Source organism: Rothia uropygioeca (genome assembly GCF_004136585.1).
Classification (GTDB): domain Bacteria; phylum Actinomycetota; class Actinomycetes; order Actinomycetales; family Micrococcaceae; genus Rothia.
Genome location: NZ_NOIR01000002.1, coordinates 294,645 through 318,491, shown reverse-complemented (window position 1 = coordinate 318,491; position 23,847 = coordinate 294,645). Strand labels below are relative to the sequence as shown.

The window sequence follows — 23,847 nt, the reverse complement described above, 5'->3', positions numbered from 1 at the left end:
TCAATCAGTCCCTGTACTCGCGTTGAGACGCGGAAGAGGACTCCTGGCCGATGGTTTCATAACCGTCCGAGGAATCCAGGCTCGTCTGATCATGGAAGTAGCGAGCCGCGTCCAGATGACGTCCGTGACCGCGATTGGCGTCCGAGACGGCCTCCACGTCGTATTCCTCAGCGGCTTCGGCCTCGAGGTCTTGTTCGGGGCCGTCTGCCTCCGGCAAGTCCATCGAAGATTCGTCGTCGAACGTGCCCTCGGCATCTGGATACGTAGCCTCGGCGTCTTGGTCATGCGGGTATTCGGAGTCGTCGTCCTCGGGCTCCTGCTCATCGTCTGAGTAAGGTTCTTCATAGGTGAAGTCCTCGAGCCGCGCGGGCCCCTGAATACGGCCGATGTAGAGCCCGACGAACGCGATGGAGGCTCCGATCAGAATGCCCAGAACCCCAAGAACTGGTTTGAAGAAGACGAAAACGATACCGAGGATCACCAGGAGAGCCCCGAGCGCGCCCAAGCCAATCGCCGTCCGGTAATCGCCATGCCGCGACGAACGACCCCCGCTTGCGGCAGTGCTGCCGTGCGTCAACGGATATGCACGGTAGGGCTCCTCACCGGGCTTGGGAGGACGTTTGAGATCGGGGTCGGCTTCTGCTTCGGTCGGAACGTATGCAGGGTCGAGTTCATAGGTTTCTTGCCGCGGCTTGAGCTGCGGAACCGAATTCGGCAGGTCAAGATACCAAGAACGTGGAATGTCGTCGGCTCGCACGGCCTGTACAGTCAACGACAACTCGTAAGAGCTACCACGGATGGTCCCCCATACAGCGGTCAGCTTGTTGTTCTCGAAAGCGTAGCGGACTACGGGAGCCAGTTGCTCGGACATCTGCGTGCTGAGGCGCCCGACGACGCGTCGATCATGGAGGACGTCCACCACATCGACCTCATGGCCGTCAACCATCTTGTGACGGTTCGCTTCGAGTGTCAGAATCACACGCCCTTCCCCGGAAACAGGCAGAACATCGTGCAAGTACTCGGCATAGTCGTTCTCGTCGAGCACTTTGACGCTCGGGCCTTGGGGGAGGAGGGCGGCACGTACGGGTGAAGAGTTGATGGGGAACAGCAACTCCGGGCGCGAGACGGAAAGCACGGCTTTGGTCTCGAGGCGGGAATGACCGTTTTCCCTGCGTTGCGTTGCCCAATATCGAATCGGAGCTACCGGGATGTAGCCGGAGACCACGATCCGGGCCAGAGGCTTCCAATATCGCTCGGAGTCTTCCGGAGTCATACGAGCAACCTTGTGCCCAGCGACCCAGACGGCGACGCTGCCGGGGAACCATGGGTTGTCCGGTTCCGGCACCAAATGGGCCACGGCGTCCAAGACCTGCTCTCGATCCAAGCGACGACCGTCAAACATCCGCAAGATCTCGGCGTCGTAGTAGTCCTCGGTGACAAGCTCCAAGGATCCACGATCATTGAGCGCGTATTCAGTCACGGCGATACTCCTCTAATGTCCCTCAATACCCGAAGCAGGTTTTACTAGAATCTCACAACTTCGCGCCGTGGCACCGGTATTGCCTCGTGAGATGCGGGGTCGTGTTGCTCGTAAAAGGCCCAACGGACGTTTTGGCGTGGCCTGCCTGAGATCTTTCAGCCCCATAATGACCGGATCCGAGCTGCCCTCTTGGCGTCCTCGAGCCTTTCGGTCAGCTCTCGACGCAAAGCCCGTGGCGCGTCGGGGTTTTCTGAAAGCCAAGTCTCCGTCTCGACCTGTGGGTCGACGTCGTCGTCCAGCCCCGGGTACAGCCCTTTGACGATCCTCGTGGCCATTCCGATCGAATTCTTCTCCCATACGTCCCCCAGCCGTTCGAAGTAGTCGGCAGCGAGGCCATCGCGCAAAGCCGGTGTTCCCGTGCGAATACCTGCTGCCGTTGCCGACAGGATGTCGTTGGACAGCTCGTTGGTGAAAATGCTGGTCCAGGCTCGATGCTTTTCCTCGATATGAGGAAGCGCGGCTTTCGAACGGGCCGCACCGATGGCTGCATGCTGGCTTCGGTGGGAATCGAGGGCACGGTCTAGATATTCACCAGACACGACTCCTCGGGCCGCGAGCGCGGTACGTGCCGACCACACGAGTTCGTCGCTCAGTTCCAAGCCGCCCCACTCGTTGCGACCAGGGTTCTGCTCGGCGAATTCGACGAGCTCTTGCGCAAAGCCCAGAAGATGCGCATCTTCTCTCGCGAGACGCAGCCCGTGGCGCGTCAGGATACTTTGTCGATCGCTGCCTGGCTCACACAACGGAAGTTGCTCGGCTACCGCGGTGGAGAACTTGTGAAGGCAATCGCTGCGACCGTCCGGGGACATATAGAGGAAGAGCGCGGTTTCTGCGTGAACCAGTACGGTATCCAGGAGAGTTGCCGAGGTCTCGACTCCGAGTCCTGCGGCCACGTGATCCGTGTAGACCCGAGGGTCGAGCTCGCCAGCGCGGACCATGTTCCAGAGTGCGCTGCCGAGAACGGCTCGGTCAATCGGCTCAGCAAGCGTGTGCCCGTAGTTTACTGCGATTCCGATCTCTGCGGAATTGAACGAGGTCAGCGCGTAGGTCTGATCGTCCTGATTGACCAGTACGATTTCGTCGTCGGCCTGGCCGCGACCGAAGTCGGTGAGCTCTAGAGCGAGTCCTTCGCGACCGGACGGGATATCGGCCTCTTGCCCTTGTTTCTTCTTGAGAACCCCGTTCTCGAGGACGAATGAGGCCACATTCAGGACGTGGGGGCGGCCGAGGTCTTGAGTCACCGAGTCCGGGAGACTCTGCTCAAGGACGCCGCGATCCGGGTTGTACTTCAAGGAGGTGACGCCTTGGGACTCGAGCCAGGCCCGAGACCACTGGCCGAGATCCCTGCCGCACGATTCTTCGAGGGCGCCCAGAAAATCGGATAGCTCGGCCGTCCCGAATTCGTGGCGGGCAAAATACGATCTGGCCGCGGTGACAAAACGATCAAAGCCGACGTAAGCAACCAATTGTTTGAGGACCGATGCGCCTTTCGCGTAAGTGATGCCATCAAAATTCTGCTTGGCAGCTTCGACGTCCGGTATCTCGGCCACTATGGGGTGGGTCGTCGAGTAAAGGTCTTGAGTGTAGGCCCAGTCCTTGCGACGGTGGGCGAAAGTAACCCACGATTCGTTGAAGCCACCGACTTCTTCGGCTGCGAGGGCGCCCATGAATTCGGCGAACGACTCCTTGAGCCACAGATCGGACCACCAGCGCATGGTCACGAGGTCACCGAACCACATGTGCGACATCTCGTGCATGATGACGTTCGCTCGCCCTTCCCGCTGGGCCAGAGTCGAACCGCCGGGGAAAAGGTACGACTCCGTGAACGTCACGAGTCCGGGATTCTCCATGGCCCCGAGGTTGTATTCGGGCACGAAGGCCTGGTCGTACTTTCCCCACGGATAGGGGTAGGCGAACAGTTCCTGGAAGTAGTCCAGTCCCTTGGCGACGAGATCGAAGATTGCTTCCGATTCCATGTATTGGGCCATCGACTGCCGGCAATACAAAGTCATGGGAGCGACCGCGGAATTCTCTATCGAGGGCCGGTACAGCTTGCTGACCGCGTGGTACTGCCCTGCGAGCAATGTGGTGATGTACGTGGACATTCGGCGTGTTGGGGCGAAAATCCTTTTGCTGAAGCCCTCAAGGACCGGATCTTCCTGGGTGGACACGACCTCGGTATTCGAAGCGACTTCCCAATCGCTCGGCGCCGTTACGGAGAAGCGAAAAACTGCCTTCAGATCAGGCTGTTCGAAAGTTGGGAAAACGCGTCTACAGTCGCTGGGTTCGTATTGGGTGTAAAGATAAAGGCGGCCGTCTTCGGGATCGATGAAACGGTGGAGTCCTTCGCCTGAGCGGGAGTACAAAGACCGTCCGTGAATGACCAGACGATTGGTAGGGGCCAGACGGGGCAAAAGAATACGACTGCCTTGGACGACGTCCGAGATCCGCAGTTTCTGTCCGTTCAGTTCAACGGAATCGACGCTGTGGTGGATGTACTCGATGAACGTTTCGGCTTCACCGGACGTCGGGACGTCGGCTCGGAAGGTTACGGTTGTCGTCGTCGGAAAGGCGGGCATGCCGGGGTCCGCTGCATAGGTGAGATCCACGTGGACCTCGTATTGCTCGACATCGAGCATCTGGGACCGTGAGCGGGCTTCTTCGTCAGTGAGGTTGTCGTTACGCACCATCAAAGTATAGGTGCCAAAAGTGTTTCAGGTCATTCCCTCGGCCGCGGCCGAGGAGTGAAAAGCGGACCGCCTCAGCAAAAAGACGGTCCGCTTCACCACCGTGTAGTTCCGGTTCAGCGCTTTTTCTTCGAGGAATGCTGAGTCTTCTGTTTGCGCTTCATCTTGTTCAAGGTCTTTTCATCAACGGGCGCATCTGATGAAGCCCTGAGCTTCCGGAAGTACTCCGAAGCATCGGACTGGCGCACGGCCTCGATTCCGCTCGAAATCTCGGCTCGCAAATGTGCCTGTTTGAAGCCGAAAGCCTCGACCAATTGCAACGAAAATGGTTCGATCTTCTCGAGCAGGTGATTGATGTATTCGCCCAGGGCACGTCCGCGCTGCGTGGAAACCAGGCCGTAGGAAATATACCAACCCAGGTTCTTCTCGATCAGGGTCATTCCGAAGAGATCTCGCAGAGATGTCATAACTTCGGCAGTCTTGCCCTCGAGTTTGGTCAGGGACTCCGTCATGGCCTCCCACTGAAGCAGCTCCGCGTGCGATCGAGCCGCCTCGATCAATTTGACCTGTTGCGTGTTGAAGACTTGGGTCGCCTCCTCGGGGCGCATCTTCTTGGCCGGACGCAACGCATCCGCAGCCTCTGCGATCAACGTGTGGACCCTGTCGCCCAAGAGATCTCTCTGCAGCTTTGGATCTTTGAGGGCCTTGGCAGACTTCCTCTGGTCTCCCGTGTCCTGAAGTATTTGTGCGGCGCGGCGCAATCCTGTCCGATTGACCGCGAGATCCTCGGCGCGGGACGACACGTATTTGGTGATGGTCCCGAAATCGAGTGCGGCGAATTCCTTCGAATAATCGCCGAGTAGACGCTTGGCAACGAGCTGGAGCAGAACGTGGTTGTCACCCTCGAAGGTCGCGTAGACGTCGAGGTCCTGGTACAGGGATGTGAACCGGTTCTTCGTCATGAACCCGGATCCTCCGCAGGCTTCCCGGCACTCCTGGAGAGTTTCCAGGGCATTCCATGTCGACATCGGTTTCAACGCCGCCGCCAAGGTTTCGAGTTCGGCGCGGTTCTCAGGGGTGTCCTGGCGTCCTGAGAACACTTCGTCGAAAGTCTCCAACAGATCGTGGTGGGCTAATGCTTGCGCGTAGGTCGTGGCCAACAAAGGCAGGAGTCGGCGACGATGCAGCTGGTAGCTCATGAGCGTGGCTTCCGCATCCCCGCCCGCGGAAAATTGACGGCGTTCGTAGGCGTACCGAATCGCAATGCTCAGCCCTATCTTCGCTGCGTTGATCGCCGACCCGTCCAGCGACACACGGCCCTGAACCAAAGTGCCGAGGGTCGTGAAGAAGCGGCGACCTGGCGAATCGATGGGGGAGGAGTATGTACCGTCTTCGGCGACGTCGCCGTATCGGTTGAGCAGATTGGTCCGGGGGATTCTGACGTGGTCAAAAGCGAGCCTGCCGTTGTCCACGCCGTTCAGCCCTCCTTTGCGGCCGTCGTCCTCCGAGGTGATTCCCGGTAGGTTATAGCCCTCCTCATCCCGAATGGGGACGTAGAAAGCGTGTACGCCGTGGTTCACGCCGCGAGTGATGAGTTGCGCGAAAACCACCGCTGCCTTGCCGTCCTGGGCCGCGTTGCCGAGGTAGTCCTTCCAGGCGGCTTTGAACGGTGTGTTGATGACGAATTCGCCGCTTTCGGCGTCGAAGGTCGCCGTCGTACCGACGGAGGCGACGTCCGATCCGTGACCGATTTCCGTCATCGCGAAAACACCGGGTGTCTTCAAGGACATGATGTCCGGAAGCCATTTCCGATGATGCTCTTCCGAGCCGAGTTGATGGACCGCTGCCCCGAACAATCCCCACTGGACCCCGGCCTTGATCTGCAGAGACGGGTCTGCGGCAACCAATTCCTCGAATCCAGCGATGTTGCCGCCCGGGTTTTCCTGCCCGCCGACGTACTTCGGGTAGGCGCGGTGAACGACCCCTTTGTCGACAAGGACCTCGAGTTGCCGAGAGACGCGCTTGCGCTGATCCTGGTACGAATCGGTGTCGATCTTGTGAAGATCCGGATCCTCGATGATGTCCCGCGTGTACTGACGGATGTCCTTCCACTTGCCCATGAGCTCGTCTTGGATCGCTGTGACGTCAATCGTGCCGGCGGCCTGCGGATCCTGCACGGCCTGAATTTCTTCGACCGGTCCTTGCGAGAGGGGCTCAGGAGAACCTTTGTGTGGCGCGCGCTGCTCCGAGAGGTTGTCTGTTTCGTTCCCGCCGGTCGAGACGTTTTCGTTGAGGGGCATGGTTCCTCCTGTGGTCTTGGGGCTGTCTGTGTGTTCGTGGATTGGATGAGTGGGTTTCATCGAGAGTCCTGGAGCGGCATGAGAATCCATTGGGTCAGTCTCTCGACGACGATTTCTCGTGGAGGTCCCTCTCCCAGCGCGTTGGAGCGGCTCCACTTGTCCGTCACCGAGTTGACCATTCCAACGACCGCGCGGGCCCAGTAATCCAAAACCAACTCATCTTCGATGGATGTTTTGTTCAACCCGTTGGGTATGGAACGGAGGGAGCCGAGGAGCAGGATCGCCATGTGGTCGGCGAAATGGCCCAGGGAAGCGGTGGGATTCTCGTCGTCTTCGGCTCGCGTCCAGCCCAATCCCGCCTGAGTTGTGACGAATTCATGAATGGCGGGTGATCGCTGGACCATCGTCAGGTACACATCGATCATGCGTTGAACAACATCCTGAGGCGTGGAGCCGCTGCGGGCGGCCTCCGCGATTTTCGGCTCGATTCCGGCCAGAAGGAATTCTCCCAGCGCCTGGCTGAGTCCTGCTTTGTCCGTGAAGTATCTGTAGAACACCGACTTGGATGTTCCCGAATGCTGTGCAATCTCTTCCATCGAGGCCTGAGGCCCGAGCTTGTGGATCGCCTTTCTGGCCTCACGCAGAAGCTGCCGACGGCGGACACGCCGATGCGTGTCCCACCGTGTGACCCTGCCGTCCAGGGAACTTGCCGGAGCGGAATCATCTTTCCGCTCATCAAGGCTCTCTTTGGTATTCACGATACGCAGAGTATCAGGTACTCTTGTATTTTGTAACCCCAGTCACAAGGGCGATGCCGAGTGGTATCCGACCGGAGCACGATGACGAGCCATTCGGCCCGTCGCGGCACGATCGCCCTGCATCTACGATCCGGAGGATCCATGTCTCAGGCCTACGTACTCGGCGGCAACCGAATTCCTTTCGCGCGTTCCAATGGGGCCTATGCCTCGGCAAGCAACCTCGATATGCTCACCACCACGTTTGACGGGTTGGCCGCTCGTTACGGACTCGCAGGTCAGCAGGTGGGCGAGGTCGCTGCTGGAGCCGTCCTCAAACATTCGAAGGATTTCAATCTGACCCGTGAGGCCGTGCTCGGTTCGGCGTTCGCCTCGTCGACGCCCGCGTATGACGTCCAACAGGCCTGCGCAACGGGGTTGGAGACCGTCTGGGGTCTGAGCAATAAGATCAGGCTAGGCCAGATGGACTCCGCGGTTGCCGGCGGCGTGGATTCCGCCTCCGACGCGCCGATCGTGGTCTCCGAGGGACTCCGTCGCGGGCTCTTGGAGTTGTCTCGGGCCAAAACACTGAAACAGCGTTTGGCTGCCGTATCCAAGATCCGCCCCGCGGATATCAAGCCTTCCGCCCCGAGCACCGGGGAACCCCGCACAGGGCTGTCGATGGGTGAACACCAGGCGATCACCACGGCCGCCTGGGGGATTTCGCGTGAAGACCAGGACGAGTTGGCTCTGACCAGTCACAAGAACCTGGCTGCCGCGTACGAGCGGGGATTCTTCGATGATCTCCTGACGGGTTTCCGCGGGCTCAGCAAGGACAACAATCTTCGTGCGGATTCGACCCTTGAGAAGTTGGGAAAATTGAACCCGGCTTTCGGGCGCAGCCTGCCGGAAGAAGCAACCATGACCGCCGGAAATTCCACGCCGTTGACCGATGGTGCCTCGGCGGTTCTTCTGGGAAGTTTGGAGTGGGCGGAAGAGCGCCAGCTCACGCCGCTCGCGCGCATCGTCGATGCCCAGGCGGCTGGGGTCGACTTCGTCAATGGAGAAGAAGGCCTCCTCATGGCCCCGGCGTACGCCGTCCCGAAGTTGCTCGAGCGGAACAATCTTGAACTGGGCGATTTCGACTACTACGAGATACATGAGGCATTCGCCTCGACGGTCCTGTGCCATCTCAAGGCTTGGGAATCGGAAGAGTTCGCCCATGAGAAATTGGGCCGCGACTCCGCCGTGGGATCGATCGATCGGAGCAAGCTCAACGTTAACGGATCCTCCTTGGCCGCCGGGCATCCTTTTGCCGCGACGGGTGGACGCATTGTCGCAACACTTGCCAAACAACTACACGACTCGGCCCAAGAGACAGGCAAATCCCAGCGCGGCCTGATCTCGGTGTGCGCCGCCGGAGGTCTCGGCGTGACCATGATCCTCGAAGCGGATCAGCCTGCCAAGTAGCCAACCAAAGAATTCTGCGAGGAGACAGCCAAATGATGAAGGATTCATACGCACAGATCGTGAACTCGTCCGTGGGCAAGAAAGTGGCAGGGGCGTTGGGTCTGCCTCAGCCGGTGGAGCTTCGACGCTACGAGCCGCACCAGGACTTGCTGAAAGACCGCAAAGTTCTTGTCGTTGGAGGTCAGAGCGTCGATGGGTTGGCCGACAAATTGCTCAATTGGGGCTTGGAGGTTCGCCGACATCCGGAAACGAACACCCGTTACGGTGCGATCATCGCTGATTTCACCGAGGCAGAGAAGCCTGGTGACCTACAAAAAGGTGCCCTGACGGTCGGCGCTGCCTTGCGAAGCCTCGGCAGTTCGGGCCGCGTGATCGTGCTCGGTCGATCGACGGAAGGCATCGAGTCCCCGAACGCTGCGGAGATCACTGCAACTCAAGCGGGCGTGGTCGGGTTCATGCGCTCCTTGGCTCACGAGATGCGCAAGGGCGCGACGTGCAATCAGCTGAATCTCTCGCCGGAGCTCAGGCCCGATGACGAGAGCGTCGAGGGGCCACTTCGATTTCTCCTCTCGGCGCGTTCGGCCTACGTCAGTGGTCAACCTGTGAACGTTGAGCCCGCGAAGCCACATACGGTCGACCCCGAAACTCCGGTCAGTGGACAGGTCGCCGTGGTCACGGGCGCGGCTCGCGGCATCGGCGAGGCGATCGTGCGTCGACTCCACGATGACGGTGCAAGCATTATCCTGGTCGACGTCCCGGCCGCGGGGGAGGCGCTGTCCAGAGTCGCCAACAGCGTTGGGGGACTGGCGCTCCAGCTGGATATTACCCAGGACGATGCCGGTGCAAGGATCGCGGAAGCCGCCAAGAAGCACTTCGGTCGCCTCGACATCGTGATTCATAACGCAGGGATCACCCGCGACAAGATGCTGGCCAATATGGACGAAGCGAAATGGGGATCAGTCTTGACCGTCAACCTGGCCGCCCAGCTGGCCATGAACCGTCAACTGCTGGACTCGGGCGCCTTGGGGCCCAATCCGCGCGTCGTGTCCTTGGCATCGACGAGCGGCATCGCAGGCAACCGGGGGCAGACCAACTACGGGGCATCCAAAGCTGGAATCATTGGCATGGTCTCTGCTCTGGCAGTCGATTTTGCCCAGGCTGGCGGCACGATCAATGCCGTCGCACCCGGTTTCATCGAAACCGAGATGACTAACGCGATGCCCACTGTGACCCGTGAAGTTGCTCGGAGGCTCAATTCGATGCAACAGGGCGGAAAGCCCGAAGACGTAGCCCAGGCGGTTGGTTTTCTGGCGTCGAATGCTGCGGCCGGCATCAACGGGCAGACTCTGCGCGTCTGCGGACAGTCCATGGTGGGTGCGTAATGAAACTCCCACGCATTTCTGCGAAGCAGCTCATAGGGCGGGACGTGCCCGCGTTGAATCCGAAGTACCTCCGAGACAAGGCCGGCCCTGCAGGTATGTACTTGAACATACTGGGGAAAGAGCTGGGGAGCGCCGTTGAGAAGCGGCGACCAGGTCACGATTCCGAAGCATCGTCTCCTCGGCAAGTGCTGCCCAGCCCGTCCGCGTTACCCGCGGTCGATCACCGCATCAGACTGGGCTCGGCCGATAATCAGAAATTCTGCCAGGTGGTTGGAGCCAGCGCTACAGGCCACGCGCACGGCGGATATCTACACGCCGTCACGTTCCCGTTGTCGACTGAGCTGATGACGAAGAAATCGTTTCCTCTGCGCCTGCTCGGCCTGATCCACCTGAAAAATTCTGTGGTCCATCATCGAGCGGTCGCGGTAGACTCGACCGTCAAAATCAGGGTGCAAGTCAAGGGATTCGGAAAACACCGTCGCGGCACGACCGTCACCATTCTCGCCGAGATCTGGGATGAGTCCGGTGAACTGGCGTTCACGGACGAATCCGTCTACCTGTCCAAGGAGGCTCCCGCGTCGAACAACCGGAAAAACGGCACCTCAACTTCCGACATTTCGGAAGGTCGAGAGCAACGGCCCGACCCGCGCGACGGATTCACCCTGATCGGAATGTGGCGCCTGCCCTCGGCGACTGGACGTTCCTACGCGAAAGCCTCAGGTGACGCCAACCCGATCCATCTCAGCAACGCCACGGCCAAGATCTTCGGAATGAAGAGCGCAATCGCTCACGGCATGTACTGCGCGTCTCGCGCTCTGACTCAGGCGACTCGAGATCCGGCTGCACCCTGCTCATGGAGCGTTGAGTTCGGCTCTCCTGTCTTCCTGCCGACCAAGGTCGGAATATGGCGCGACCTGGATCATGGGACTCGTTCAGAGGTCGTCCTGCGGGGTATAGGCCAGAAGAACCGCAAGAACTTCGATTTCTCGTGGCGCGGCCCAGAAGCTCACCCGGACCAGGACTGACCCCAAACCGGGAGCTTGTGTCGAGCGTCACCGTCCCGCGTGGCCCCAAGGATTTGCGCCCAACCGGAGCATCAAGTAAGTTATTACTCGTTGCCCGGAAGCCAGCTTCCGAGGTCACCTGCGCGGGTGGCGGAATAGGCAGACGCGCTAGCTTGAGGTGCTAGTCCTCGTATTAGAGGGTGGGGGTTCAAGTCCCCCCTCGCGCACAACAAGGTTGGGCCGTGATATCACAGCGATGTCACGGCCCAATTCGTTTTAAGCGGTCCTACCTCTCGGTCGAGTTTCATTCGGCATGAGTGAGGGCGAGGATAATCGCAACCATTCACACGTTCCGGACCGAAAGCTGATGCAGCCTAAGCGGCGCCTCCACATGGTCTACGCGCGTTCCTGAGGAGAAGACCGCCTCAGGGGCTCGCTCCGATAAGGTCGAGTCCACCTTTTGAGCCTGACGGGCAATCCTAGGCTCCTATGAAACATGCCTCCCCAAAACCCCTCACAATCCAACATAAAACCACCCAAAGAATCGAAATACGTGGGATACTGGGAGCGGTCCGGTTCCCGGGAGAAGGGACCGGAATGGCGAAAGGAAATCCATCATGGGATCCGCATCGGAAATGGCACGCACCAAGCTCGGCATCGTCGGTGCTGGTGGCGTCGGCAGCGCGATGGCTTATGCATCAGTGATACGAAATTCAGCCAGCGAGGTTGTTCTCTACGATGTCGCCGCCGACCGCGCTGAAGCGGAAGCGCTCGATATCGCTCATGGTTCGATGTTCGCCGGAGGAACACCGGTGGTCGGCGGGGGAGACCTCGAAATACTTCGCGGCTGCGACATGATCATTGTGACCGCGGGTGCGCGTCAGGCGCCGGGGCAGCCCCGCCTCGAATTGGCTGGCGCAAACGTCAGAATCCTGGAGAGCCTCTTGCCGCAGCTCATGAAGGTCTCGCCCGAAGCGGTTTACATGTTCGTGACGAACCCCTGCGACGTGCTCACCGTGGTCGCTCAACAGGTCACGGGTCTGCCTCGGGAGCGGGTGTTCTCATCCGGGACCGTCCTGGACTCCTCCCGTTTGCGGTGGATGGTCGGCCGCGAGGCCGAAGTGTCCACCAGTAGCGTGCACGCGATGATTGTCGGCGAGCACGGAGATTCCGAATTCCCGTTGTGGTCGCAGGCGAATATCGGGCAGGTTCCTATCGATGAGTGGACCACGGCCTCCGGGGAACAGCTCTTCTCCGAAGAGAAAAAATCCGCGCTGGCGGAACAAGCCATGCGTGCGGCGTACCGGGTCATCCAGGGAAAAGGGTCAACCAATTACGCGATAGGTCTCTCGGGTGCACGTATCGCCGAGGCCGTACTCATGGGCCAGAATTCGGTGCTACCCGTCTCAACCGTTCTGGATGACTACTACGGTGTTTCCGATATCGCCCTTTCGGTCCCCACCTTGGTCGGTTACGGCGGAGCCCAAAGGACTCTGCAAGTGCCCATGGATGAGCGGGAAATCGAACTTCTACAACGTTCAGCTGAAACATTGGAGTCCTCGCTGCGCAGCCTCGGCTTCAGCTCTTAGCCACACGGATGATGTGAGACTCACCACCGAAGCGGAGTCCGGGCGGGTAGGGCAGGGCCGCAGGCTGCCCTGCCGGGCACCCGCCCGGGCACCGGTGTTTCCACGCGGGGGAAAGTCGGATAGTTTAGAGGTATGACTACCGATCCGCGCGTCGCGCTCAACTCGCTCATCCAGGCATTCGAAGAACACCTCACTGCCTTGGCCGCCAAGCGCGGCGAGCAGGACACCGCCGTCGAAAACGCCTATTTGGGCATCGCGGATGCGTTCGAAGTCTACGAAGACGCCATCTATGTTGCCTTCAATGAGGTCACTCCTCTCGAAGTATTCGTCGAAGACGAAGATGATGAGGACGAGGAAGACAGCTTCGACGAGGACTATGAAGATCTCGAAGAGAACGAAGACGACGACCTCGACGAAGATCTGGACGATATCGAAGGCGAAGATCTCAAATAGACCGGTTGAATGAGACCGGCTGCCCTGTGTAGCTCCCCCGAGTTGGCTGTAACTTCCCGCACAACCGGGACTGCCTGGAGCGGGTTCACCGCGCCTTTATGTAGAGTCGAACCGTGGCATGGTTTCAAGCAATTATCCTCGGTCTAGTACAAGGCCTCACAGAGTTCATCCCGATTTCGTCATCGGCACATATCAGCATTGTTGGGCAGTTGCTCCCCAATACGCAGGATCCGGGCTCCGCATTTACGGCCGTGACCCAGTTGGGCACGGAGGTTGCGGTTCTCCTGTTCTTCTGGCGGGACATTGTCCGCATCATCTCGCGATGGTTCGGTTCTCTCTTCGGCAAGGTCGAGAAGTCGGATCCGGATGCTCGGATGGGTTGGTTCATCATCATCGGGTCCATTCCGATCGGTGTCCTCGGGCTGCTTCTGCAGGATTACATCGACACCGAATTTCGTAGCCTGTGGATTACCGCGACGATGCTGATCGTCTTCGGCGTATTCCTGGCGATTGCGGACCGCATCGGCAGAGAACAGCTCGAGGTCAAGGACCTCACGATCAAACACGGTATTTTCTACGGTCTGGGTCAGGCACTGGCCTTGATACCCGGCGTTTCCCGTTCGGGCGGAACCATTATGACGGGCCTCTTCATGGGATACACCCGTGAGGCTGCCACACGGTATTCCTTCTTGCTGGCCATCCCGGCCGTCTTTTTGTCCGGCCTGTACAAACTGGCGAAGTCGCTCTCGGGGGGCTTCGATGACTTCTATTCCTTCGGGCCGACTCTCCTCGCGACAGTCATCGCCTTCGCGGTGGGCTACGTCATGATCGGTTGGCTGCTGAAGTTCATCTCCTCCCACAGCTACAACGTCTTCGTCTGGTACCGCATCGCGGCCGGCGCCATCGTCTTTGTTCTGCTGGGAACCGGCGTCATCGCAGCCTAATGAGCTCGCCTCACCACACACGTCTTCACTTGAAAGGTACCTATGCGCGCCTGGTCCGCCCCCAACATCCCAGCGCTCGACGATCACGCTCCAGTTCCGTCGATCTTTGACTCCCGCCTCAACGAGATAGTTCAGCTTCCTCGAGAACGCTCCTCGGCCTCCTTGTACGTCTGTGGGATCACTCCCTATGACGCAACTCATATGGGTCATGCCGCAACCTACGTTGCTTTCGACCTCTTGAACCGTGCGTGGCGCGACGCCGGTTTTGACGTGAACTACGTACAGAACGTGACCGACGTCGACGATCCGCTGCTCGAACGGGCCGAACAGACCGGAGTCGAATGGGAGGCATTGGCGGAAGGTCAGACCGACCTTTTCCGTGCCGACATGGAAGCGCTCGAGGTGATCCCTCCGCAGCATTACATCGGCGCCACTGAATCGGTCGACTGGATTGTTCCGTGGGTCGAACAAATGCTCGCCGACGATTTGGCGTATCGAGTCGAAGGCTACGTCGACGACGAAGGCAACGAGCACCCCGGCGGAGACGTCTACTTCAGCGTGCGGAAGGCCGCAGACACTCGCAACGATCCTGCCCGATGGTTCCTTGGATATGTTTCCAACTATTCGGAACGCGAGATGGCGCCGCTCTTTGCCGAACGCGGGGGAGACCCGGATCGGCCCGGCAAACATGACCCGTTCGACGCCTTGTTGTGGCGTACGCACCGTGATGGTGAACCACAATGGAATGGCGGATCCCTCGGGCCGGGCAGGCCCGGGTGGCACATCGAATGCACCGTGATCGCCGAACGCTATCTCGGCATGCCGTATACGGTGCAAGGAGGCGGTAACGACTTGCGGTTCCCCCATCATGAGATGGGTGCCGGACACGCATTTGCAATGACGGGCGATCTCATGGCCGAGCATTACGCTCATACCGGAATGGTGGGGCTCGACGGCGAAAAGATGAGCAAGTCCAAAGGCAATCTGGTGCTCGTTTCGGCATTGCGCCAGCAGGGTGTCGACCCGGCAGCAATTCGTATGGCTATCCTGGCCAATCATTATCGATCCGACTGGTCCTGGAGCGACGAACTCTTGAACGAGTCGACTCGACGACTCGAGTCCTGGAGAAAAGCGCTTCGAACATCCGGTTCAACTGCTCCAGAAGACACCGGACCCAGTGACAAGTTGGTCGATGAAGTACGTCAGGCCTTGTCGCAGGATTTGGATGCACCGACCGCGCTACGGGCCGTTGACAACTGGGCTTCGAAGGCACTGGCCGGTGAGCCTTCCGGTGATCCAGAGGCCGTATCTGACTTGATTCGGGCGCGTCTCGGCGTAGCAGTCTGAGAACCATGAATTCAGCTGAAGGGCTCTTCATCGGGCGAATTGCGGGAATACCCGTGCGTCTTTCTCGCTCCTGGTTCGTTCTCACGCTTCTGATCGTTTTCGGCTACGGAAGCTACCTTACGAATCGTTTCTCGTGGCTGGGACCCGGAGCCTACCTCGCGGCCCTGGCCTTTGCCGTTCTCCTTGCGGTGTCGGTCCTGATCCACGAACTCAGCCATGGCCTGACGGCGAAGTCGTTCGGCTGGTCCGTCGGTGGCATCAACCTGACGCTGATGGGCGGACACACGACTTTTCAGTCGGGACGTTCGGACGCAGGCCGATCCGCCCTGGTATCTCTGGCCGGGCCAGTCGCGAATCTGATACTCGCTGGTATCGGTTGGGCCGCGATGGCCTGGACCGGAGTCAGCGGTTGGCCCGCCCTCGTGCTCTACCTTCTCACCACATCCAATGGATTCGTCGGGATATTCAACCTGCTCCCGGGCATTCCGCTCGACGGTGGTTACGCCGTCGAAGCCATCGTGTGGAAAATGACGGGCAAGAGAGACACCGGGACCCGCACAGCGGTGTTTTTCGGGTTCCTGACGGCCGCCGCACTTCTGGCGTGGCTTGTACTCTCTGGGGCTTGGCATAGCGTCGGAATGGTCGTCCTGACGTTCATGGTTGCATTCATTGTGATGACCGGATCTATGCAGGCCTACCGCAGTATCAAGGTACGGCAGGCAGTCGGAGGCTTGTCGGTTGCGGCTCTCGCCCGCCCGACCACGCCCGTCGCCGCATCCCTGCCGCTCAGCGAGTTCCCGCCCCTTTCCAATGCCAGGGGCGTCTTCGCTGTAACTGATCAGGACGGTCGGGGGCTCGGAGTCGTGGACGGTCAAGCGATGATGGCTGCCGATGCCGCCGGAGACGCTTCGGCCACGGCAGAGACCCTGATGGTCGCCGTTGCCTGGGACCGTCCCGTACCGGCCGGACTCAACGGGCAGGCACTTGTGTCGCACATTGCTCAGCTTCCCGGAAGAATCTGGCCTGTGGCCTCGTGGAACGGTCAGAACGCTGTCCTGTTCGAGTCCGATGTCATCGACGCCGTCAAAAGAGCGCAGCCAGGTCAGCAGTAGAACTCTGGGGCTGCGACAGGCGACATCGGTCGGAACCAAGCGTGAGAGAATGTTGCTCGATCTTCAATGACTTACCCCCAACTGAAGGAGTCGCACTTTCATGGCCTCAGGAACCTCGGAATACCACGGAGAAATGGCTACCGGCGCTCAGAACCGGCGAGGTCCATTCAGACCCGGAGAGCGCGTCCAGCTGACGGATGAACGCCGCCGTATGAACACCATTACCCTGGTGGACGGTGGGGAATTCCATACTCACCGAGGCGTTCTGGCGCACGACGACCTGATAGGCCAGCCGGAGGGCACCGTGATCGCCAACTCGGCCGGTATCCAGTACCAGGCTCTACGGCCATTGCTCAAAGACTTTGTCCTTTCGATGCCCCGTGGCGCCGCGGTGGTCTACCCCAAAGACGCGGGACAGATCATCACCATGGCCGACGTTTTCCCGGGCGCCCGGGTCATCGAGGCGGGCGTCGGATCGGGAGCACTCAGCATTTCTCTTCTTCGCGCGATCGGCGATTCCGGACATCTGCGTTCTTTCGAAAGGCGGGAAGAGTTCGCTCAGATCGCTCAAGGAAACGTGGAAACCATGTTCGGCGGCGCCCATCCGGCATGGGAATTGACCCTGGGCGATCTGGCGGAACAGTTGGGTGAATACGAATCTCCGGGTACCGTCGACCGCGCGATCCTGGACATGTTGGCACCGTGGGAATGCGTTTCGACGGTCGCTACGGCTCTGGTTCCCGGAGGCGTCATGATGTGTTATGTGGCGACCGTGACGCAATTGTCGCGTGTAGCCGAGGCCATTCGGGCCGATGGTCGCTTTACGGAGCCCGAATCATTCGAAACCATGGTTCGAGGTTGGCACGTCGAAGGTCTCGCGGTCAGGCCGGACCACCGCATGGTCGCACACACCGGATTCTTGATCTCTGCCCGTCGCCTAGCGGATGGGTCTCAGAGGCTGGCCCCGAAACGGCGCGCGTCGAAGACGGACTTCACCGAGGAAGACATGAATGCGTGGACTCCAATGGCGTTGGGTGAAAGAAATGTATCCGATCGGAAGCTTCGGCGTGCCGCTCGGGACGCCCAGAATCTTGCGGAACGTTCAGCCGAAAGCGGCCACGATGCGGACCCGAGTGGAGAGTAGCCTTGCCTCAGTGCAATGCTTAAGCCATGGCCGAGTCTGACTCAACAATTAACCCGCGAGATTTCGAGATGACGTTGCGACAGGTGAACACGCTGCGTGACCAGCGCATAGAGCTCAATAAGCAGCTCAAAGACACCAACGTGCGCAATGAGAAGCTCGTCCACGCTCTCCAGACCGCACGAGGGGATATTCAGCGCCTCAAGCAGGTCATCTCCCAGGACCTTGAGGCCCCTATGAACCAGGCTCAGGTTCTCAGGGTGAACAAACGGAATCTATCGGCAGCTTCGTTGACGGAAGAAGCCCCGCCGCTCGTGACAACTCAAGCGAGCCTCGACGTCGTCATGGGCGGAAGGACAGTCAGAGTACCGGTCAGCCCGGTGCTGAATATCGACGACGTCCAAGTAGGCATGACGGTTCTGTTGACCGAAACCGTGGGCGCCTGCGCATGTGTCGGTTATCGGCAGACCGGTGAGATTGCGAGCGTTCGCGAACTCATCGGATCCGACCGTCTGGTCCTGGGAACCGGTGCCAACACTCAGATCGTGGTGCTGCGCTCCGGTCAACTCGCGGGTCAGGACATCAAGATCGGCGATGCCGTTGCCTATGATTCCAGCAGCGGGGTTGCATTGACCTTAGTGCCGAAGACGGAGGCCGAAGAGCTGGTACTCGAAGAAACACCGGACGTTTCTTACGAGAACATCGGCGGGCTCTCAGCTCAGATCGAGCAGATCCGCGATGCCGTCGAACTGCCTTTCCTGCACCCCGAGCTGTATCGGGAACACGATCTCAAGCCGCCCAAAGGGATCCTGCTGTACGGCCCGCCCGGAAATGGCAAAACCTTGATCGCCAAAGCGGTAGCCAAGGCACTAGCGGATCGTATGACCAGCGAACAACCGGACGGCAAACTCAGGGGTTACTTCCTCAATATCAAGGGCCCCGAGTTACTGGATAAGTTCGTGGGAGAGACGGAACGTCAGATTCGCGCGATCTTTTCCAGAGCCCGAGACAAAGCCACGGCGGGCAATCCCGTGGTCATTTTTTTCGATGAGATGGAATCCCTGTTCCGCACGCGCGGTGCCGGTAAGTCCTCGGACGTCGAGACCACCATCGTCCCGCAGCTGCTGGCCGAGATCGATGGCGTCGAATCCTTGGACAACGTGATTGTCATCGGGGCAACCAACCGTGAGGACATGATTGATCCGGCCGTCCTGCGTCCCGGTCGGCTGGACGTCAAAGTTCGGATCGACCGTCCGGATTACCGCGGTACAGGGGAAATCTTCGGTCTTTACGTCCACGCTGGCCTGCCGCTGGGTGAACACGAAGTGGCACAGCACGATGGTGATCGAAAGGCCACGGTTGCCTCGATGATCCAAGATCTCGTTGCGGACGTTTTCACTCGTGACGAGGAGCACCGCTACCTTGATGCGGTCCTGACGGATGGCCGCCGAATTCAGACGTACTGGTCCGATTTCCTCTCGGGTGCGCTCATTCGGAATATCGTGGACCGAGCCAAGAAGCTTGCCATCAAGAATTACTTGGATCATGGATACAAGGGCTTGACCTCCGAGCACCTGAAGGAAAGCGCTCGGGACGAATTTGAACAACAGCGTGACTCCGCCTCCCGCGGGGACGTCGAGGACTGGCTGAGCTATATCGGTTATTCCGTGCCGCTTGCGGGCATCGAACCGCCGGAATCGGCGACCCGAGCGCGCGAGGACGAGAGGGCGGCATCGTGATTTTCGACCGAATCATGGGAACCGAAACCGAATTCGGGGTGATCTGTCCGGCCAAACCGGCGGCGAATGAATCGGTGCTCTCTACCCTCGTGGTGGACAGTTACCCGAACGCGGCGGCCGACGCAGGGTGGGATTACGAGTCGGAGAGTCCTCTCGAGGACGCCCGCGGTTTCCACATGGGTGCTTCCGAGGCGCATCCCAGCCAATTGACTCATCAAGGTCACGTGTTGACCAGTGAGGACGTCGCTCGGGAACTGTACGAGGAATCGCCGGACATGCTCAGTCCGGCCTTCTGGGACAGGGCAGTTATGAACCGCATACTGCCCAATGGGGCCCGGTTCTACGTGGATCACGCGCATCCTGAGTATTCAGCGCCCGAAACGACTAATCCGTGGGCCGCCACGAGATGGGACCTCGCGGGAGACAAGATCGCCGCGGCCGCGGCGGGGTCCGTTGCTCAGAGATACGCCAATACGTGGCCTGAAGCGATCCATCTGTACAAGAACAACACGGACAATAAGTCAGTCTCCTATGGTGCCCATGAGAACTATCTCGTTCCTCGGAGCCAGGATTTTCAGGTTCTGGCCCGGGAATTCATCCCTTACCTGGCCACCCGTCAGGTCATGACGGGTGCGGGCAGAGCCGGCATCGGGGCGGACAGCGTGCGCCCGGGCTACCAAATCAGCCAGCGTGCGGATTTCTTCGAACGTGAAATCGGCCTGGAAACCACCATCCGGCGTCCCATCGTCAATACGCGGGACGAGCCACACGCAGATCCCGAAAGGTACCGTCGACTTCATGTGATCACGGGTGATTCCAACCTTGCCCACACATCGATTCTGCTCAAGCTCGCCAGCGCAGCCGCCGTACTGACATTGATCGAACACAGAGCGCTGCCCGATCTCCAGCTCGCGCGACCTGTCGAAGCCATGAAACTGGTCAGCCACGACCTGGAACTGACCACATTGCTCGAACTTCGCGACGGTCGGCGCATGAGCGCGGTTCAAATCCAACGGACCTATGCGGAAGCCGCCCATAACCTGGCCGACAGGGAAGGTTGGCGTTCGGAGAAATCCGCAGCAACGTTCCGAATATGGTTCGAAGTTCTGGAAGCACTTGAAACGAATCCCATGTCCCTCGCAGATCGGCTGGACTGGGTCGCGAAATTGGCGCTGATACACCAGTACGAGGGGAGGGGAATCGGCGTGGACCACCCCAAAATCCAGGCCTTGGACCTCCAATATGCCGACCTCAGACCGGAAAAGAGCCTGTATTCCAAATTGGTCGCCCTCGGCCGTATCAAGACGCTGGTAGATTCCGAACACGTCGACGAGGCCGTGACTACGCCGCCGGAAGACACACGAGCCTACCTCCGCGGCAAATTGACCGCTCGCTGGCCGCATCAGGTATCGGCCGCGGGTTGGGAAGTTCTGTCCGTGACCGACCCCGCCACGGATCGAACTCATCGGTGGCTCATGGACGAGCCCGCCGACTGCACCAAAGCCCGCGTACAAAGGGCGCTCGAATCGAGCGACAACGCTCATCAGGCCTTGAACAAAATCGGCCTCCGTAGAATCCCGTGACCCGAAAGGAACCTTTGACATGGCGCAATTCCGCGATTCATCGCAAGAAACGCACAAGGAACAGAGCAACCAGCAGGAACAGGAACTGATCCGGAATCAGCAGCCCGTCGACCAAGGACTGGTTGGCGAGACCGACGACATTCTGGATGAGATCGACAGCGTTCTCGAGGAGAACGCGGAGGACTATGTGCGCGGTTTCGTTCAGAAGGGCGGACAGTGAGCTTCATGCAACGAAGAATCTTCGGTATCGAAACTGAATTCGGTATTCGGTACTCGATGAGCAGCTTAGGCCACCTTGGCCCTGAAGAAGCAGCGCGCAAGTTGTTTCGGCCGGTGGTGGAGTGGGGCCGTTCCTCGAACGTATTCCTGGAGAATGGGTCCCGGTTGTATCTTGACGTCGGGTCGCACCCTGAATACGCGACCGCCGAGTGCTCGGATCTCACGGACCTTGTCCGTCAGGACAAGGCCGGTGAACGACTTTTCGAGAAACTCGCGGTTCAGGCCGAGGACGCACTGAACCAGCAAGGCATGAAGGGCAAACTGCATCTCTTCAAGAACAACGCCGATTCGGCCGGCAACTCGTTCGGTTCTCACGAGAACTACCTTTTGTCCCGCAAAGCAGAGTTCTCCCGGCTTGTTCGCTTCCTCGTCCCTTTCCTGGTGAGTAGACAACTCGTCGTAGGTGCAGGACGCGTCCATCCGACCGGCCCACCGCAGACCAACGGCGCGCCGGGGGATGGGGAGGCCACATATTCCTTCTCCCAGCGCGCCGATTACGTGTGGGAAGCGGCGTCGTCAGCCACGACCCGTTCTCGTCCACTGATCAATACCCGCGACGAGCCGCATGCAGATGCCTCCCTTTACCGCCGTCTCCATGTGATCGTCGGGGATTCGAATATGTCGGAGACGACGACGCTGGCCAGAGCCGGTATGACGGACATCATTCTGCGAATGATCGAGGACCATCAAGGGCTCGAGGACCTCGAATTGGCTAATACCGGCCAGGCGTTGCGCACGTTGTCCCATGACATGACCGGACGTACGCCGGTCGACTTGAAGGACGGGCGACACATGTCCGGTCTGGAACTTCAATGGCACTACCTGGACGCTGCGTCGAAATACATTGATGACGCCGGCTCGTCCCGGCCGGAGACCGAATACATCCTGGATCTGTGGGAAAGAACGCTGGACGCGATCGAAATCCAGGACACCTCGTCGATCGATACGGAGATTGATTGGGCTATCAAGAAGAAGCTCCTTGACCGCACGGCGGACAAGCTCGGAACCGACTATGCACATGCACGAATTGCTCAGCTCGACCTTGCTTATCACGACATCAAAAGAGATCGCGGCGTGTATTACCTTCTTGAACGCAAGGGGCTTGCACGACGTTGGGTTGACGAGGAGTCTGTGACGCAGGCGCAGTCCGAGCCTCCCCGAACAAGGGCAGCATTGCGGGGACGCTTCATCGAAGCTGCGCGTGGGGCCGGCCTCGATTACACGGTTGACTGGGTTCATTACAAAATCAACCAACAGTTGGCCTTGTCGCATGTATGCCAGGATCCCTTCGCTACGACCGATGAGGACATCGAAGAGTCCATTCGCGTCATGCGGGGTGCGACGCGCCGGGCCCAACCGGCCATGCCGCCTTTGATTTGATCCGTATCTGGCACCCACGGGTGCCTGTAATAGAGTCGGTGCGGTGTCTCGACAAAGGATGCACGCACCGCCCACTCACGACAGCGAGGAATACAGAAGTGCGCAAATCTCTCAAACTTTCGGCCGCGGCCGTCGTTCTCACCCTGGCCTTGGCAGGCTGCGGGGGAGGCAAAGACCTGGATTCCGTGGATTTCAAGGACCAGGGCGCGGGCAAGGCCCCCTCAGTCTCCTTTGATACTCCTTTGTCGGTCAATGACGACGAGACTCGGATTCTCAAAGACGGTGATGGCGATGAGGTCCATGAAGGCGACACGGTCTTGGTGGATGCTGCCGTCTTCAACGGCGCCGATCAGAAGAGCGAAGGCGATACGTACTCGGGCTCTCCGATTACCATTACGGTCAACGACCAGCTCAAGGAGAAACTGCCTAAGGTCTATGACATTCTCAAGGACACCAAGGTAGGCACCAGCTTCGCCTATGCGAAGAAACCGAGTGACGAAGCTTCGGGCGGGGCCTCAGGCAGCTCCGAGGATGCCAGCGCCGTCGAGGTCTACACTGTGTCCAAGAAGTTGCCCAAGTCGGCCGAGGGGGATGCAGTACCGCCGCAGGAGGGCTTGCCGAACGTCACGATGAAGGACAGCGGCCCCGAAATCAAAATCCCGGAAGGACAGGACGAGCCCAAGAGCATCACGGCCCAGAACCTCATCAACGGCAAGGGCGATGAGATCAAGGACGATCAAAAAGTCTACGTTCATTACTCGGGCGTGAAATGGTCCGACGGGCAGCAATTCGATTCCAACTGGACCAAGGACCCCACCGGGTTCCAAATGGATCAGGTCATCAAGGGTTGGTCCGAGGGTCTCAAGGGGAAGAAGGTCGGTGACCGCGTATTGCTCGAGGTCCCCACGGACAAGGCGTACGGAACGCAGGAACAGCTAGGGTCGGATTCCCAGCAACCGGCGGGACCTCTGGTCTTCGTCGTCGACATTCTGGGCACATCCAAGGCCGACCCGCCACAGAGTTCGCAAGGCGGGACCGGGGCTCAGCAACAAGGCGGGACCGGGGCCCAGCAAGGCAACCCCCAACAATAGGAACTACCCACGCGGTGCCCAGAAGCCTGGTCACGCAATTCCAACACCAGCTTGAACTTCCGAGAGGAAAAC

Annotated in this window: 18 protein-coding genes and 1 tRNA gene; 15 read left to right on the top strand and 4 right to left on the bottom strand. The window is 59.5% G+C overall.

Translation table 11 applies throughout. From position 1 onward, the window contains the following. Positions 1-4: 4 nt before the first annotated feature. From EWR20_RS05685 to EWR20_RS05670, 4 genes are all read right to left on the bottom strand, one after another. Entirely contained in the window at positions 5-1,480 is a 1,476-nt protein-coding gene (locus tag EWR20_RS05685; protein WP_129359670.1) for a DUF2273 domain-containing protein, read from the bottom strand. A gap of 155 nt (positions 1,481-1,635) precedes the next feature. Beyond that, complete coding sequence (gene pepN / locus EWR20_RS05680; protein ID WP_129359669.1) at positions 1,636-4,230, bottom strand: aminopeptidase N; 2,595 nt, start codon at positions 4,228-4,230, stop codon at positions 1,636-1,638. Between the two features lie 113 nt (positions 4,231-4,343). After that, positions 4,344-6,527, bottom strand: a complete 2,184-nt coding sequence (locus EWR20_RS05675; protein WP_129359668.1) for an acyl-CoA dehydrogenase family protein — start codon at positions 6,525-6,527, stop codon at positions 4,344-4,346. Between the two features lie 56 nt (positions 6,528-6,583). Next, complete coding sequence (locus EWR20_RS05670) at positions 6,584-7,285, bottom strand: TetR/AcrR family transcriptional regulator (RefSeq protein WP_165000965.1); 702 nt, start codon at positions 7,283-7,285, stop codon at positions 6,584-6,586. A gap of 141 nt (positions 7,286-7,426) precedes the next feature. Here EWR20_RS05670 and EWR20_RS05665 point away from each other — a divergent pair, with 141 nt between their 5' ends. The 15 genes from EWR20_RS05665 (at position 7,427) to EWR20_RS05595 (ending at position 23,775) form a co-directional block, all read left to right on the top strand. After that, a complete protein-coding gene (locus EWR20_RS05665; protein ID WP_394342280.1) occupies positions 7,427-8,731 on the top strand; it encodes an acetyl-CoA C-acetyltransferase in 1,305 nt (434 codons plus the stop codon). Between the two features lie 35 nt (positions 8,732-8,766). Beyond that, positions 8,767-10,113, top strand: a complete 1,347-nt coding sequence (locus EWR20_RS05660) for a 3-oxoacyl-ACP reductase (protein WP_129360130.1) — start codon at positions 8,767-8,769, stop codon at positions 10,111-10,113. Next, positions 10,113-11,138 carry a MaoC/PaaZ C-terminal domain-containing protein gene (locus tag EWR20_RS05655; protein WP_129359665.1) on the top strand — a complete coding sequence of 342 codons (1,026 nt, stop codon included), beginning with the start codon at positions 10,113-10,115 and terminating at the stop codon, positions 11,136-11,138. Before EWR20_RS05660 ends, EWR20_RS05655 begins: the two co-directional genes overlap by 1 nt. Positions 11,139-11,258: 120 nt before the next feature. Beyond that, positions 11,259-11,344: transfer RNA gene (locus tag EWR20_RS05650), tRNA-Leu, on the top strand. A gap of 390 nt (positions 11,345-11,734) precedes the next feature. After that, complete coding sequence (locus EWR20_RS05645) at positions 11,735-12,706, top strand: L-lactate dehydrogenase (RefSeq protein ID WP_129359664.1); 972 nt, start codon at positions 11,735-11,737, stop codon at positions 12,704-12,706. Positions 12,707-12,838: 132 nt separating this feature from the next. Beyond that, positions 12,839-13,159: a hypothetical protein gene (locus tag EWR20_RS05640; protein ID WP_129359663.1), complete on the top strand. Its 321-nt coding sequence runs from the start codon at positions 12,839-12,841 to the stop codon at positions 13,157-13,159. 113 nt (positions 13,160-13,272) lie between these two features. Further along, on the top strand, positions 13,273-14,103 hold the full coding sequence (locus tag EWR20_RS05635; protein ID WP_129359662.1) for an undecaprenyl-diphosphate phosphatase: 831 nt from the start codon (positions 13,273-13,275) through the stop codon (positions 14,101-14,103). Positions 14,104-14,145: 42 nt separating this feature from the next. Then, positions 14,146-15,450, top strand: a complete 1,305-nt coding sequence (gene mshC, locus EWR20_RS05630) for a cysteine--1-D-myo-inosityl 2-amino-2-deoxy-alpha-D-glucopyranoside ligase (RefSeq protein WP_129359661.1) — start codon at positions 14,146-14,148, stop codon at positions 15,448-15,450. Between the two features lie 5 nt (positions 15,451-15,455). Further along, complete coding sequence (locus tag EWR20_RS05625; protein ID WP_129359660.1) at positions 15,456-16,562, top strand: site-2 protease family protein; 1,107 nt, start codon at positions 15,456-15,458, stop codon at positions 16,560-16,562. 100 nt (positions 16,563-16,662) lie between these two features. Continuing rightward, positions 16,663-17,706, top strand: coding sequence for a tRNA (adenine-N1)-methyltransferase (locus EWR20_RS05620; RefSeq protein WP_238147605.1), 1,044 nt, complete (start codon positions 16,663-16,665; stop codon positions 17,704-17,706). A gap of 26 nt (positions 17,707-17,732) precedes the next feature. After that, complete coding sequence (gene arc, locus EWR20_RS05615; RefSeq protein WP_129359659.1) at positions 17,733-19,442, top strand: proteasome ATPase; 1,710 nt, start codon at positions 17,733-17,735, stop codon at positions 19,440-19,442. After that, entirely contained in the window at positions 19,439-21,025 is a 1,587-nt protein-coding gene (gene dop / locus EWR20_RS05610; protein WP_129359658.1) for a depupylase/deamidase Dop, read from the top strand. The genes arc and dop overlap by 4 nt, the downstream gene beginning before the upstream one ends. Positions 21,026-21,044: 19 nt before the next feature. Continuing rightward, positions 21,045-21,245, top strand: coding sequence for a ubiquitin-like protein Pup (locus EWR20_RS05605; RefSeq protein WP_129359657.1), 201 nt, complete (start codon positions 21,045-21,047; stop codon positions 21,243-21,245). Positions 21,246-21,250: 5 nt separating this feature from the next. After that, the gene (gene pafA, locus EWR20_RS05600) at positions 21,251-22,684 is read left to right on the top strand and encodes a Pup--protein ligase (RefSeq protein ID WP_129359656.1); all 1,434 of its coding nucleotides are present in this window, start codon (positions 21,251-21,253) and stop codon (positions 22,682-22,684) included. A gap of 98 nt (positions 22,685-22,782) precedes the next feature. Next, positions 22,783-23,775, top strand: a complete 993-nt coding sequence (locus tag EWR20_RS05595) for an FKBP-type peptidyl-prolyl cis-trans isomerase (RefSeq protein ID WP_129359655.1) — start codon at positions 22,783-22,785, stop codon at positions 23,773-23,775. Positions 23,776-23,847: the final 72 nt, after the last annotated feature.

What these genes read in the sequence shown, in the direction of transcription:
- mshC (WP_129359661.1), top strand. Translation starts at nt 14,146, where the DNA reads ATGCGCGCCTGGTCCGCCCCCAACATCCCAGCGCTCGACGATCACGCT.
- EWR20_RS05665 (WP_394342280.1), top strand. Translation starts at nt 7,427, where the DNA reads ATGTCTCAGGCCTACGTACTCGGCGGCAACCGAATTCCTTTCGCGCGT.
- EWR20_RS05640 (WP_129359663.1), top strand. Translation starts at nt 12,839, where the DNA reads ATGACTACCGATCCGCGCGTCGCGCTCAACTCGCTCATCCAGGCATTC.
- EWR20_RS05675 (WP_129359668.1), bottom strand. Translation starts at nt 6,527, where the DNA reads ATGCCCCTCAACGAAAACGTCTCGACCGGCGGGAACGAAACAGACAAC.
- EWR20_RS05645 (WP_129359664.1), top strand. Translation starts at nt 11,735, where the DNA reads ATGGGATCCGCATCGGAAATGGCACGCACCAAGCTCGGCATCGTCGGT.
- arc (WP_129359659.1), top strand. Translation starts at nt 17,733, where the DNA reads ATGGCCGAGTCTGACTCAACAATTAACCCGCGAGATTTCGAGATGACG.
- pepN (WP_129359669.1), bottom strand. Translation starts at nt 4,230, where the DNA reads ATGGTGCGTAACGACAACCTCACTGACGAAGAAGCCCGCTCACGGTCC.
- EWR20_RS05655 (WP_129359665.1), top strand. Translation starts at nt 10,113, where the DNA reads ATGAAACTCCCACGCATTTCTGCGAAGCAGCTCATAGGGCGGGACGTG.
- EWR20_RS05625 (WP_129359660.1), top strand. Translation starts at nt 15,456, where the DNA reads ATGAATTCAGCTGAAGGGCTCTTCATCGGGCGAATTGCGGGAATACCC.
- EWR20_RS05605 (WP_129359657.1), top strand. Translation starts at nt 21,045, where the DNA reads ATGGCGCAATTCCGCGATTCATCGCAAGAAACGCACAAGGAACAGAGC.
- EWR20_RS05660 (WP_129360130.1), top strand. Translation starts at nt 8,767, where the DNA reads ATGAAGGATTCATACGCACAGATCGTGAACTCGTCCGTGGGCAAGAAA.
- EWR20_RS05620 (WP_238147605.1), top strand. Translation starts at nt 16,663, where the DNA reads ATGGCCTCAGGAACCTCGGAATACCACGGAGAAATGGCTACCGGCGCT.
- pafA (WP_129359656.1), top strand. Translation starts at nt 21,251, where the DNA reads ATGCAACGAAGAATCTTCGGTATCGAAACTGAATTCGGTATTCGGTAC.